This is a genomic window from Tateyamaria sp. ANG-S1, assembly GCF_000814025.1.
Classification (GTDB): Bacteria; Pseudomonadota; Alphaproteobacteria; order Rhodobacterales; family Rhodobacteraceae; genus Tateyamaria.
Genome location: NZ_JWLL01000009.1, coordinates 67873 through 80632, shown reverse-complemented (window position 1 = coordinate 80632; position 12760 = coordinate 67873). Strand labels below are relative to the sequence as shown.

Below are 12760 nucleotides of genomic sequence, written 5' to 3'. Positions count from 1 at the left end.
GCGCTATCCCTCCACCGCGCGCAACACGGGCGCAGGTTCGGGGTCGTCAGCCTCGTCCGTGACGTCGATGCGCACAGTTTTGGGCTGGTGCATACCGCTCCCACCGCTTTGCCCCGAAAGCTCTGCCGAACGTTGGCCGAGGAAGTGCACCAGATGGTTGCGGATCGCGTAGTAGTTCGGGTGTTCGACAATATCTGTCCGGTTGCGCGGACGGGGGATCGTGATCTCGACACTCTCGGCCACCTGCGCATTGGGGCCATTGGTCATCAAAAGGATGCGGTCCGCAAGCAGGATCGCCTCATCAATATCGTGGGTGATCATAAACACCGTCTGGTCGGTGTCGCTCCACACCTTGATCAGTTCATCCTGGATTGTGCCACGTGTCAGCGCATCAAGCGCGCCAAAGGGTTCATCCAGCAACAACAGCTTGGGCTCATTGGCAAAGGCCCGCGCGATTGAGACACGCTGGCGCATGCCGCCTGACAGTTGGCTCGGCTTGCGGTGGATCGCATCCCCTGTCAGCCCGACTTTGGCCAGAAACGTCGTCGAATGCTCGATAACTTTTGCCTTGTCCCAATCGGGAAAGCGCGCCTGCACGCCGAAGGTCACGTTCTTTAGGGCCGTCAGCCAGGGCAGAAGCGAATAGTTCTGAAACACCACGCCGCGATCCAAACTTGGCCCCGACACGTGCTGCCCGTCCATTTTGACAACACCGCTTGTGGGCTCGGCCAGTCCGGCCAGGATGTTCATGATCGTCGACTTCCCACAGCCCGAATGGCCAAGGATACAGACGAATTCGCCCTTCTCGATCCCAAAGCTGGCATTCTCAAAGACGGTGAATTCGCCGCCATTGCCATCGGGGTATCGCTGGGTCAGTTGCTCAATGCTCAGGAAGGCATTTGCCATATCTCAGCGCTCCTATTCGGTATAGGCGACGGTGCGCTGCAGCAGGCCAAACATCGAGTCCAGCAGCATGCCCACAACACCAATCATAAGGATGGAAAAGATGACCGAAGTCAGGTCGAGGTTGTTCCACTCGTTCCACACGTAGTAGCCAATGCCGGTGCCACCGACCAACATCTCAGCGGCCACAATCACCAGCCACGCAATCCCGATCGAGATGCGCATGCCTGTCACAATCGTCGGCGCGGCCGCAGGCAGAATGACAGTGAAAGCGGTCTTCAGCGCACCAAGCTCGTGGGTGCGTGCAACATTGACCCAATCCTCACGCACACCGGCGACACCGAATGCCGTGTTGATCAACATGGGCCAGATCGAGCAGATGAAGATTACGAAAATCGCACTCATCTCACTGTCCTGGATCACAAACAGGGCCAGTGGCATCCACGCCAGCGGAGAAATGGGCCGTAGCACCTGTATGAACGGGTTAAGCGCCTTGTACGCGACCGAAGACATGCCGATCAGAAACCCGAGCGGGATCGCGATCACTGCCGCCAACAAATAGCCCGTCAGCACCCGGTAGATCGAGTATCCGATTTGGATGCCGATGCCTTTGTCGTTGGGGCCGGCGTCATAGAACGGGTCCGACAGTTGCTCCCAGGCCTTTCCTAGGACCTGGCTTGGCGGCGGGACACCCGCTTTTGGCTGGCCGCCGCCGGTGAGCCGCTCATATTCGGTCAGTTCCTCAACGGCCTTTTGGGCGGGGATAGACATCTCCCAGATGAAACACCCGACCAGCAGGATCAGAACCGACAGCAAGGCGGCCTTCTTGTTTTCGCTCAGCGTCCCGATCATCGTTTGATCTCGAAGCTGTCGATATAGTCTTCGGGTTCTGCTGGGTCGAACGTCTTGCCCATGATCGTATGCGACTTGTAGGTGACGTCAGGCGCATCATAGCCAAGTTCGGTCATGACCTTCTTCGCATCGGAGGCAAGGTAGACCTGCTCGGCTACGCCTTTGTAGTCCACGTCCCCTTCGATGTAGCCCCAGCGCTTCATCTGGGACAGGATCCACACGCCCATGGAATGCCAGGGGAACGGGTCAAAATCGATCCGGTCCGGCACCCGCTGCACCTCGCCCAGACCATCGGCATAGGTGCCCGTCAACACTTGCTCGACCACCGTGACCGGCTGGTTGAGATAGTTGGTGGGCGAGATTGCCGCGGCAATCTCCTTCCGATTGTCCTGGTTTGATGCGTATTGAGTGGCGTCAATGATGGACTTTAACAGCGCGCCATAGGTGTTGGGCAGCTCGGTTGCGAAGGACAGGGGCGCAGCAAAGGCGCAGCACGGGTGGCCTTCCCAAATCTCCTTGGTCAGGATGTGTATGAAGCCAATCCCCTCGAACACCGCACGTTGGTTGAACGGGTCAGGCGACAGATAGCCGTCGAGGTTCCCGGCCCGCAGGTTTGCAACCATCTCCGGCGGGGGCACCACGCGGATCTGAATGTCTTTGTCGGGGTCCAGACCAAACTCCGCCACATAGTAACGCAGCAAGAAGTTGTGCATCGAATACTCAAACGGAACACCAAATGTGAATCCCTTCCACTGCTTGGGATCACGCTTGTCTAGATGTTCGTTGGACAGAACGATGGCCTGACCGTTGATGTTCTCAACGGCGGGCATGATATAGGGCGTCGCGACCGAGCCTGCGCCCAGCGTCATGGCCAAAGGCATCGGTGTCAGCATGTGGCTGGCGTCGTATTCGCCGGACAGGGACTTGTCGCGGGCCACCGCCCATCCCGCCGTCTTGATGACCTGCGCGTCCAACCCGTAGCGTTCGTAAAACCCGAGGGGCTGCGCCATGATGATGGGGGTCGCACAGGTGATGGGCACAAAGCCGATGTTCAGGTTTGTTTTCTCCGGCGGTCCTAGATCATCCAGGATCGCGGCCTTGGCCTGTTCCAACGGAAACACCGACGCCAAAGCGGCCGCCGCCGTGGTGCCACCGATCATACCCATGAATGACCGGCGACCAATGTCACTTTGCCCAAACACCGAACGCACAACCGCGCTTTCAACAGCTCGCTCAAGCATCTGCTCGCTGTTCATCTTATGGGGTTCAACATGATCCTTGTCATGCCCGTGACCGCTCAGGCAGCCCTCGCAACCGCAGTCGGCGCCGTGCCGCAGGTCCGTTTTTTCAGAGAAGGGGTTTCCAAGGCTTTTGAGTGTCATGCGAAGTCTCCTGGCAGCGTCTGCCCAACCGTCTCACCCAAAACGCCCCCCTTGAAGGCAGGTCGGACATGGCTCAATTTTTCGCGAAGCATTGATTTTATTGATTAATTTTTGGGCATTGGTTACGAAAAGTCGTAAAGTACGAGATTTCATAAAGCGCGCGCGGAAAACCTGCGTGATCCTCTGGTCATGCTTGACGATTCCTCTGCGCCCTTGACTGTCGACCAACACGCTCTGCCCACATTGCTGGTCTCACCACGCGACAACCGTGTGCTCGAGGCCAATACCTCGGCCCGCGCCCTGTTCCAGCTGAGCGAACAGCTCTCCGAGCTTCTGGTGTCGGACGCGGCCGATGCAGTGGTCTTTTTCGATGCGGTCGCTCACTTCGGGCGCTACGCGGATCGTACGCTTGAACTCCGCGGTGCCGATGCCCGACAGCTTCGACTGCAAACCTTTGGTGTGCAGTTGGACGGCCCCAAAGTTCTCCTTAGCTTCCTTGATCTCAACGACCTCGACCAACGCAACCGCGCCATGGAACACGACGCCCACCAAAAGGGCGGGTTGATGCAGTGGCGGAATATCTATGGCTTCTTCCAAGAGGTTGAGGCCCAGAACCACCTGATCCTCGAAGCCGCGGGTGAAGGGATCTATGGGATCAATGCAGAGGGCAAAGCCACCTTCGTCAATCGCGCGGCACAAGAGATGCTGGGTTGGTCCGCAGAGGATCTCATTGGCCGAGACCTACACGCCACCATTCATCACAAACACCTGAACGGAGAGCATTTCCCGGCCCATGAATGTCCGATCTACGCCTCCTTCCGAAATGACGAGACGATGCGGGTCGATGACGACGTGTTCTGGCGCAAGGACGGCAAACCGATCATGGTCGAATACGTCTCGACCCCGATCTACGACCATAACATTCTGGCGGGCGCCGTCGTCATCTTCCGGGATGTCACTGAACGTCGCGAAAATGAACGCAAGCTGCGCGACGCCCTGGCCCAGGTCGAAGAGCTGAAGGTCAAACTGGAACAGGAAAACGAATACCTGCTGACCGAAGTGCGGTCTGCCCGCTCCCATGCCGGTGTTGTGGGCGTTTCGGACGCCATCAAATCGCTTAATGCGCAAATTGATCTGGCTGCAAAGAACAATGCGCATGTGCTTGTTTCTGGCCCGCCCGGATCCGGCAAAAGCCTGACAGTTTCAGCGATCCACGAAGCCAGCACGCGCCAACGGCGTCCGCTGGTTCGCATCAATTGCAGTGAGACGAACGTCCAAGCGCTCGAAACAGAGCTCTTTGGCCATAAACGCGGGGCGTTCCCCGGTGCAACGCGCGATCAAACCGGCAAGTTTCTGATGGCGAACAACAGCACCTTGCACTTGGACGAGGTCGCCGATCTGCCCAAGTCCGTTCAGGCTAAGCTCCACGACGTCTTGCAAAGCGGTCACTTCCAACGCCCGGGCGACGCAAGCCAAATCCCCATCAATCTCACCGTCGTGGCGACGACCTCGCGCGATCTTGCGGCCGAGGTGCGGGCAGATCGGTTTCGCCAGGACCTCTACTTCACACTCAACCTCTTTTCGATCCGCTGCACACCACTGTGCCACCGGGAAGAGGATATCCCGTACTTGGCAAAGCACTTTCTGGACAGAACAACGCGCCGTCTGCGGCTGCCTGAAAACCGGCTCACGCGGTCCAACATACAAGCGCTCGAACAATACGCCTGGCCCGGCAACGTGCGCGAGCTTGAGAACGTGATTGAACGTGCGGCCATACTCGCGCAAGGCGGGCGGCTCGAGTTTGATTTCCAGAGTTCTGATCCGTTGCCAAATGAAGGTTCGGATGTTGTGCTGACCGCTGAAAACCTCCGTGATCTGGAACGGACGAACCTTCAGAATGCTCTGAAGCGAAGCCAGGGAAAGGTCTCGGGGAAACACGGTGCGGCTGCGATGCTGGGTTTGGCGCCCACGACGGTGTATTCCAAGATAAAGTCATTGGACATCGACGCCGCCGAGTTCAAATAGTGGCCGATCTGGAAACACTACTTGTTCACATGTGGACTGCCTGGATGTTCGGCTGACATTTGGTCATGTCCCAAACGCCCACAGAGAGGCAGATTCCGTCCCAAGTTCAGTGGGTCAGGGCAGCCTCCTTCTCGGACATGTCCTCCAACAGAACACACGCAGCCCGATGCTGTCCGCTTGTCACCATCGGTGGGCGTGCACTGCCGCACTTTGGCATGGCTTTTGGGCATCTCGATTCAAAAAGACAGCCGGGCGGTAAATTCAATGGGCTCGGCAGGTCACCTTCCAGCATCTGCGGTGCGATCCGCACGCGCGGGTCCGGGACCGGCACGGCCGACAGCAGCGCTTGGGTATAGGGATGCTGCGGGTGAGCGACCAGCGCTGATGCAGGCGCTTGCTCCATCGGTGCGCCCACATACATCACGAGGACATCGTCCGAAATATGCCGCACCACGCCAAGATCATGCGCGACAAAGACGATGGCCAGCCCCATCTCGCGCTGCAATTCTTTCAGCAGGTTGACCACCTGCGCCTGGATCGAAACGTCCAGTGCCGAAACCGGTTCGTCACACAGCAGCACCTTCGGTCCCGCGACCAGCGCGCGTGCGATGCCAATGCGCTGGCACTGCCCGCCCGAAAACTCATGCGGAAAGCGGTTGGCCTGCGCAGGCGGGATACCCACGCGCTCCAGCATCGCCAGTGCTGCCGTGTTGCGCTCTTCGGCGCCCATGTCGGGTTTGAAGAATGCCAAGGGTTCAACCACGATCTCACGGATGGTCATGCGCGGATTAAGCGATGCAATCGGGTCCTGAAAGATCATCTGCATGGTCGCCCTCAACCGCTGCATGGACGCGCGATTGCGGTAGTCGACGGTTTCCCCGTCCAATTGCACGGTGCCAGCCTGCAAGGGCGTAAGGCCCGCGACCGAGCGGATCAATGTGGACTTGCCGCAACCGGACTCGCCCACGATGCCAAGGGTTTTGCCCGCTTCCAGCTGAAACGAGATACCATTGACGGCATGTACGATGCCGGGCTTTGACCAGGGCCATTTCTTGGTTTGCGCCACCTGAAAGGTCACGTGCGCGTTTTCAACGGATAGCATCAGGTCAACTCCTCAACCGGGCGCACGCAGGCGCGCCCCTTGTGCAGCATGGGCAGCGTATCGCGGCAGGTGTCCACGGCATCGACGCAACGTGGTGCAAACGGGCAGGCCTGCGGAAACCGGTGCTGGCTGGGTGGGCTGCCGGGGATTGCGGTTAGCGCGTCCGACGGGTCCTCAATGTTCGGTACGGCGCGCAGCAGGCCGCGCGTATAGGGATGGCCGGGCTGCTCAAACAGCGCAGTCGTCTGGGCCTCTTCCATGATGCGCCCGCCGTAAAGGACGACAACGTCCTCGCAGAACCCGGCCACAACCCCCAGGTCATGGGTGATCAGCACCACGGAGGTGCCAAAGTCCTGCCGAATGTCCGCCAATAGCTGCATGATCTGCGCCTGGACCGTCACGTCCAGCGCAGTCGTCGGCTCATCCGCCAAGATCAGCTTGGGCTGGCACATCAATGCCATGGCAATCACGATCCGTTGCCGCATACCGCCTGAGAACTCGTGCGGGTAGGCCCGCAAGCGCGCCTTGGCATCCGGAATGCGAACGGCATCCATCACCTCAAGTGCGCGGGCGCGGGCATCGCGGCGCGACATCCCCTCGTGGTGCTCGACGATCTCGGTCAGCTGCCGTTCAATCGTCATGTAGGGGTTCAGCGACGACATCGGATCTTGAAAGATGATCCCGATCTCCTGCGCGCGGATGCGGTTCATCTCGCGCTGCGATGTGGCCAACAGGTCTTGGCCATTCCACAGGATCTGACCGTCCACTTCCGCGTTCTTGGCCAGCAGGCCCATGATCGACAGCGCGATCTGGGATTTGCCCGACCCGCTTTCGCCGACAAGCGCGATATGCTGGCTGGCGCCGACGTCAAAGGACACGTCATTGACCGCGTGGACCATGCCGTCGCCTGTGCGAAAGCGGATATGCAGGTTCCGGACACTCAGCATGTGACCGCCCCCTTCGTTTCTGGATGGTTCAAGTCATCTCTCCTTGGGGTCCAGGGCGTCACGCAACCCGTCCCCGATATAGAACAGCGACACCTGCGCGATCACGAAGATTGCCGCCGGGAAGCCCAGCTGCCACAGCGTGCCAAATGTCATGGTCGCCGCCCCTTGGGACAAAAGCGCACCGATGGATGTGTTGGGTTCCTGAATGCCCACGCCCAGAAAGGACACAAGGCTTTCCATCATGATCACTTCGGGAATGACGATGGAGGTATAAATCACCACCACCCACAGCACGTTGGGTGCGAGATGGCGGAAGATGATCTTGAAATCCGACATGCCCAGCATCCGGGCTGCATCTACGAACTCGCGGTTCTTCAGCATCATCACCTGACCCCGCACGATCAGCAGGCCCGCGGTCCAGTTCACCAGAATGATCACAAGGATCATCTGGCTCATCGAGCGACCGAAAAAGGCCTGCCAAACCACGAAGAAGATGATGTAGGGGATCGCCAGCCAGATGGTGTAAGCGGCAAGCACGGTGCGGTCCAAGCGCCCGCCATAGTACCCCGCGAGCGCGCCCAGCATGGCCCCCAGCATGACCGATACGGGCCCCGCGATGAAGCCCACCAGAAGCGAGGTACGCGTGCCCTGAACGACCCGGGCATATAGGTCCCGGCCCAGCTCATCGACGCCGAACCAATGGCCATTCTCAAGCGACGGGCCACCGTCTTCCTTGATGCGGCCCAGCACGTTCCAGTCGATCTCTTCATAGGACCAGCGTGCAAACAGGTTGCCGAAGATCGAAAACAGGATCAGCAGGCCAAGCATTCCAACGGAAAACACGGCCATGCGGTTGTTCAGAAAGCGCCGTCCTGCATCCGCCCAGAACGACCGCGAGGCGATCATCTCGGGCGCACGTTCATCGGCAAAGGCGCGGGATTGAAGGCGGCGGCGGGCCGCAGACAGGATCATGACAAGCCCGCCCGCACCTTGGGATCAATCCAAGCGTAAAGCAGATCGACCATAAGTGTCAGCGCAAAGGTGAGAACGGCGTAGAGAATGGCAAGGCCCAGCAGGATAGCGTAGTCGCGGCTATAGGCACCGTTGATGAAATCCTGCCCGATCCCGCCGGTGGAAAAGAACACGTCCACAAACACCGACCCTGTGATCATGTAGACAAAGACCGGGCCCATATAGGTCAGCGTCGGCAACAGCGCTGGCTTCAGCGCGTGACGCATGATGATGGTGCGCTCGGGCAGTCCCTTGGCGCGGGCGGTGCGGATATAGGGCGAGTTCAGCACTTCCAGCATGGACCCGCGGGTCAGGCGCGCGACCGACGCCATATAGGATGTGCCAAGCGCGATAGCGGGCATCACGACATATTGCCATTGGCCGCCATTCCATCCACCGCCTGGCAGCAGTCCCCATGACAGCGTGAACAACAGCACCAGCAGCGGCGCGAGCACGAAGTTCGGGAAAATCTGAGAAAAGATGGCCAGACCAGTCATCGTGTAGTCCCAGAACCCGTTATGCCTGAGTGCGGCGATGATCCCCAAGGGGATGCCCAGCACCAGCACGAACACCGCCGACCAGAACCCGTAGGTCAGGGTCACGGGAAAGCCCTGCGCGATGACATCGTTCACCGTCCGGTCTTTCTGGGAAAAGCTGGGGCCGAAATCGAAGCAGCAGACGATGTTTTTGACATAGGTCCAAAGCTGGACATGCAGCGGCTCGTCCATGCCGTAGCGTTCCAGCACATTTGCCATCACTGAAGGGGGCAGGGGGCGTTCAGAGGTGAACGGCCCACCTGGCGCAAGGCGCATCAGGTAAAAGGCAAAGATCACGAGGATCAAAAGCGTCGGCAGCACCATGAGCAGGCGGCGAAGCGTGTAGTTGAGCATTGGGTATTCCCATCAATGGGCGCGGATTGGGCCAGCAAACATGTTCGACCATACCGCGCGGGGCGTGCGCTGCATTTGATCCAGCGCACGCCCACATGCAGAACCCCGGCGCAAGGCCGGGGCATGATCACGTCAGTCAGCGACGCGATACAGGTCTTTGGAGTACCAGTTCAGTTCGACGTTATTTACAGGAAAGCCCCGGATTTCGTCGGACAGCATACGGTTGAGGGAATAGTGATAGATCGGAATGACCGGCATTTCGGCGGCCACGATCTGCTCTACCTCTGTGTAGAGCGGTTGGGGGTCGCTGGACGATTTGGCTTCGGCCAGCAGTTCGTCCACGCGCGCGTTTGAATACTTGGCGTCGTTGTAACCGGACTCTGTGGTCAGCAGATCAAGGAAAGTCGATGCCTCGTTGTAGTCACCGCACCATGCGCCCCGGGCCATGTCAAAGTTCTGTGCGCCGCGGCTCTCAAGGAACACTTTCCATTCCTGGTTTTCGAGGGTGACATCGACGCCCAGTTTCTGCTTCCACATCTGGCTTGCAACGATGGCCACCTGCTGGTGCGCTTCGTTGGTGTTGTACAGATACTTGAAGCTCAGGGGCTCACCACCCTCGCCATATCCGGCCTCAGCCAGCAATTCCTTGGCCTTCGCGTCACGTTCGGCCTGCGTCATGGAAGCCATTTCGATGTCTGGCATCTCGAATTCGGCTGTCGCGGCAGGGGTGAAGTTATAGGCTGGGAACTGGCCGCCCTGTAGAACGCGGTCCACAATCACTTCGCGGTCAATCGCAAGGGCGAGGGCCTGCCGGACACGCACATCCTTGAATGCCTCGGGGCCGGACGCCAGGTTGAAGTTGAAGTAGTAGTTGCACAAGCGGGGCAGGGCCAACGCTTCTGTCGGGAATTCTTCGACCAAGGCGGGGTATTGGCCTGCGGGAATGTCGGCCATGTCGACTTCGCCCGCGCGCCATCGTGTCAGCCCTTGGGCATCGTCGCCGATGACCAGCGTGGTGACGGTCTCAAGCACCGTGTTCTCGTTGTCCCAATAGGTTTCGTTGCGCACCCGGACCGAGCGTTCCTTGGGCACATGGGTGTCCAGGATGTAAGCGCCGTTGCTCACAATGTTTTCGGGTCGGGTCCATTGGGTGCCGTGTTCCTCAATAACCCACTTCGGAGCAGGGAATGTCGTGGAATGTGTCACCATCTTTGAAAAGTAGGACAACGGTTGCGACAGCTTCACTATCAGCGTCGTGTCGTCGGGTGCTGATACGCCCAGTGCGTCTGTCTCCATTTCGCCATTGACGATGGCCGCCGCGTTCTCAATCGACATCAGCTCCATGTACCACGCATAGGGCGAGGCCAGCTCCGGGTCGACGGCCCGTTGCCAAGCGTACACAAAGTCACCTGCCGTGACAGGTGTTCCATCGGACCACATGGCGTTCTCGCGCAGTGTGAACGTGTATGTCAGATTGTCGGCAGACGCCTCGTGGCTTAACGCAACGCCAGGCACAAGATTGCCGTCGGCATCTTGATTGTACAGCCCCTCAAACAGGTCGCGAACAATGTCAGACCCATCGACATCTTCAACCACCTGGGGGTCGAGCGACGAAAACTCATCAATTGTGCGGTAGGTAAACGTCTGTTCCTCTGCCAACGTGACACCTTCGGGCACATCGGCGGCAAGGGCAGGCATCGTCAGGAACGTCGTGGCAAGGGCTGCGGCGAAAAACGAGCGGCGTTTCAATGGAAAACTCCTCTGTTGGCTACGTTTCTTTTCTGCGCGCATTGTGACCGATGCGCGCCCGAGGCCAAGCCACCTTTCTCAAAAGAGGCGCGACGGAAGGGTCTGATCGGCGAAGTTCTGCCAAAGCGCGTTTTTCAGCCGGAAAACAGGGGCTTGTGCCGTGCGTTGCATCAAAAGCTATGCGGCGGGCACTGGAAACGACCCTCAAGCAAGACGATTTTGCCGGGATGACGGCCCGAAAAATCCGTCCTTTGCGCTGCCAGCGACGTGAATCCCGTACATTCGAAATGACTGCGGATGCCTCTTGCCGCAGTGGCATCCACATATTCCGAAACGGCATTTCTGCTCTAGTGCCGATGCCAGCCTTCAAACTGACTTTGGTTGCGCTGAGTTCGATCTCCCAGTGCCGACTGTCGAGGTGTCAGCCCCGATCACGCGATACCGATGAAAGACCGTCGTTCCGGGCCCCGATACGATACTGTGCCAACATGCACGATGGCTTAGACCGCCACCAGATGCGGTACAGGCTCAGCCGTGCCTGAGGTCGACACATCGCGATGCGACAGGAACAGGATCGCCGGGCTTTCTATGCCTGCGCGGTCCAGTTCTTCGACCATGTCGGCAGCCCGGCAGCGCATCACCTTCTGATCCGCATGCTGCGCCTTGCTGACGGCTGTCAGGTCGATCTGATCCAGCAAGCCCGCCCGTGCAAGCGAGTCTGAGATGCTGGGCGCTGCCGCGACGCCCATATAGACGGCCACATTGCTGCGCTGAGTCAAATGCGTCACCCAATCCGGCACGCCATTGCCGTCTGCACAGCGACCCGTGGTCAGGACCAGCGTATCGCTCTTGCCGCGTTCGGTGAGAAACCCGCCAACCGCCGCTGCGGCACCGCTTGCCGCGGTCACGCCGGGTACGATCTCGTACTCCAGGTTTGCGGCTTGCAGGGCTTCCGCCTCTTCCGCACCGCGGGCAAACACACCCGGATCGCCGCATTTCAGGCGCACGACGCGCTGCCCGCGCTTGGCGGCAGCCACGATGACGGCGTTGATCTTGTCCTGCGGCCAGGCGTGGCAGCCCGGTTCCTTGCCCACGAATACCCGTTCCGCATCGCGGCGGGCCAACTCCAGCACACCGGGATCGACCAAGCGGTCGTAAAAGATGATGTCGGCCTCTTGCAGCCGTTGCACACCGCGCAGCGTGATCAGATCGCTAGATCCGGGACCGGCCCCAACCAAGGCAACGGGGGCAGGGGCGGCGGCAGGCACGCTGCCGGTGCGGATCACATCCTTGATCGCGCGGGCCACTGCCGCGTCGCCCTCGCGTGCGTGCTGCGCCCGCAAGGGGCCGTTGAAGACCCAGCGCCAAAGGTCACGGCGCTGGCGCGGCCCCAGCCGTTGGGCAGCGTAATCGCGCAAACGGCCCGCAAGGGCGGCCAGATCGCCCAAACGCGGGTCCAGCATCCGTTCAAGGGCCGTCTTCACCTGACGCGCCAGAACAGGCGCTGTACCTTCGGTCCCGATGGCGACGACGACGGGGTCGCGGTCAACGATGGCTGGTGTGATCGCGTCGCACAGGTCGGGTTGGTCGACCACATTGACCAGTGCGCCCGCGTCACGTGCAACCGCGTGCAGAGCCGCGTCAATGCCGGGGCAGCCGGTCCCCACAAAGACCAGCGGCGCGCCGCGCAGCGCCTCCGCCGTGATTGGCCCCGTTCTGTGCGTGATCCGCCCGTTGTCTGCTAGCGCCTGCAACTCGACGTCCAGAGCGGGTGCAAACACCTCGATCTCCGCCTCGGTCTTCAGCATCAGGCGGCATTTCTGCGTCGCCTGCTCGCCACCGCCCAGGATCACGACGCGGCGATCCGTCATGGTCAGGAACATGGGAAAGGTCTTCATG

Annotated in this window: 10 protein-coding genes; 1 reads left to right on the top strand and 9 read right to left on the bottom strand. The window is 59.8% G+C overall.

Annotated elements, in window-relative coordinates:
• Positions 1–3: 3 nt before the first annotated feature.
• Genes RA29_RS17455 through RA29_RS17445 form a run of 3 tightly spaced genes read right to left on the bottom strand, consistent with a single transcriptional unit; the run spans position 4 to position 3137 of the window.
• Positions 4–906 carry an ABC transporter ATP-binding protein gene (locus RA29_RS17455; protein WP_039688386.1) on the bottom strand — a complete coding sequence of 301 codons (903 nt, stop codon included), beginning with the start codon at positions 904–906 and terminating at the stop codon, positions 4–6.
• A 12-nt stretch (positions 907–918) separates the two neighbouring features.
• Entirely contained in the window at positions 919–1755 is an 837-nt protein-coding gene (gene ntrB, locus RA29_RS17450) for a nitrate ABC transporter permease (RefSeq protein ID WP_193743570.1), read from the bottom strand.
• Positions 1752–3137 carry a CmpA/NrtA family ABC transporter substrate-binding protein gene (locus RA29_RS17445; RefSeq protein ID WP_039688384.1) on the bottom strand — a complete coding sequence of 462 codons (1386 nt, stop codon included), beginning with the start codon at positions 3135–3137 and terminating at the stop codon, positions 1752–1754. Before RA29_RS17445 ends, ntrB begins: the two co-directional genes overlap by 4 nt.
• Positions 3138–3326: 189 nt before the next feature.
• Between RA29_RS17445 and RA29_RS17440 the strand changes: the two genes are divergently transcribed.
• Entirely contained in the window at positions 3327–5162 is a 1836-nt protein-coding gene (locus RA29_RS17440; RefSeq protein WP_039688383.1) for a sigma 54-interacting transcriptional regulator, read from the top strand.
• Positions 5163–5268: 106 nt separating this feature from the next.
• On the opposite strand, the gene RA29_RS17435 is transcribed toward RA29_RS17440, so the two are convergent.
• The 6 genes from RA29_RS17435 to cysG form a co-directional block, all read right to left on the bottom strand.
• Entirely contained in the window at positions 5269–6264 is a 996-nt protein-coding gene (locus RA29_RS17435) for an oligopeptide/dipeptide ABC transporter ATP-binding protein (protein WP_039688381.1), read from the bottom strand.
• Positions 6264–7211, bottom strand: a complete 948-nt coding sequence (locus tag RA29_RS17430) for an ABC transporter ATP-binding protein (RefSeq protein WP_039688379.1) — start codon at positions 7209–7211, stop codon at positions 6264–6266. Before RA29_RS17430 ends, RA29_RS17435 begins: the two co-directional genes overlap by 1 nt.
• Before the next feature lie 33 nt (positions 7212–7244).
• Positions 7245–8183 (bottom strand): ABC transporter permease subunit, encoded by a 939-nt coding sequence (locus tag RA29_RS17425; protein WP_082029593.1) that lies wholly within the window; start codon positions 8181–8183, stop codon positions 7245–7247.
• Complete coding sequence (locus RA29_RS17420; protein ID WP_039688377.1) at positions 8180–9112, bottom strand: ABC transporter permease subunit; 933 nt, start codon at positions 9110–9112, stop codon at positions 8180–8182. Before RA29_RS17420 ends, RA29_RS17425 begins: the two co-directional genes overlap by 4 nt.
• A gap of 132 nt (positions 9113–9244) precedes the next feature.
• Entirely contained in the window at positions 9245–10810 is a 1566-nt protein-coding gene (locus RA29_RS17415) for a peptide ABC transporter substrate-binding protein (protein ID WP_241462649.1), read from the bottom strand.
• Positions 10811–11361: 551 nt separating this feature from the next.
• A complete protein-coding gene (gene cysG, locus RA29_RS17410) occupies positions 11362–12759 on the bottom strand; it encodes a siroheme synthase CysG (RefSeq protein WP_039688373.1) in 1398 nt (465 codons plus the stop codon).
• Position 12760 lies beyond the last annotated feature (1 nt).

Excerpts from the sequence above, each read along its gene's own strand:
- RA29_RS17455 (WP_039688386.1), bottom strand. The coding sequence starts at position 906 with ATGGCAAATGCCTTCCTGAGCATTGAGCAACTGACCCAGCGATACCCC.
- ntrB (WP_193743570.1), bottom strand. The coding sequence starts at position 1,755 with ATGATCGGGACGCTGAGCGAAAACAAGAAGGCCGCCTTGCTGTCGGTT.
- RA29_RS17445 (WP_039688384.1), bottom strand. The coding sequence starts at position 3,137 with ATGACACTCAAAAGCCTTGGAAACCCCTTCTCTGAAAAAACGGACCTG.
- RA29_RS17440 (WP_039688383.1), top strand. The coding sequence starts at position 3,327 with ATGCTTGACGATTCCTCTGCGCCCTTGACTGTCGACCAACACGCTCTG.
- RA29_RS17435 (WP_039688381.1), bottom strand. The coding sequence starts at position 6,264 with ATGCTATCCGTTGAAAACGCGCACGTGACCTTTCAGGTGGCGCAAACC.
- RA29_RS17430 (WP_039688379.1), bottom strand. The coding sequence starts at position 7,211 with ATGCTGAGTGTCCGGAACCTGCATATCCGCTTTCGCACAGGCGACGGC.
- RA29_RS17425 (WP_082029593.1), bottom strand. The coding sequence starts at position 8,183 with ATGATCCTGTCTGCGGCCCGCCGCCGCCTTCAATCCCGCGCCTTTGCC.
- RA29_RS17420 (WP_039688377.1), bottom strand. The coding sequence starts at position 9,112 with ATGCTCAACTACACGCTTCGCCGCCTGCTCATGGTGCTGCCGACGCTT.
- RA29_RS17415 (WP_241462649.1), bottom strand. The coding sequence starts at position 10,810 with ATGCCTGCCCTTGCCGCCGATGTGCCCGAAGGTGTCACGTTGGCAGAG.
- cysG (WP_039688373.1), bottom strand. The coding sequence starts at position 12,759 with ATGAAGACCTTTCCCATGTTCCTGACCATGACGGATCGCCGCGTCGTG.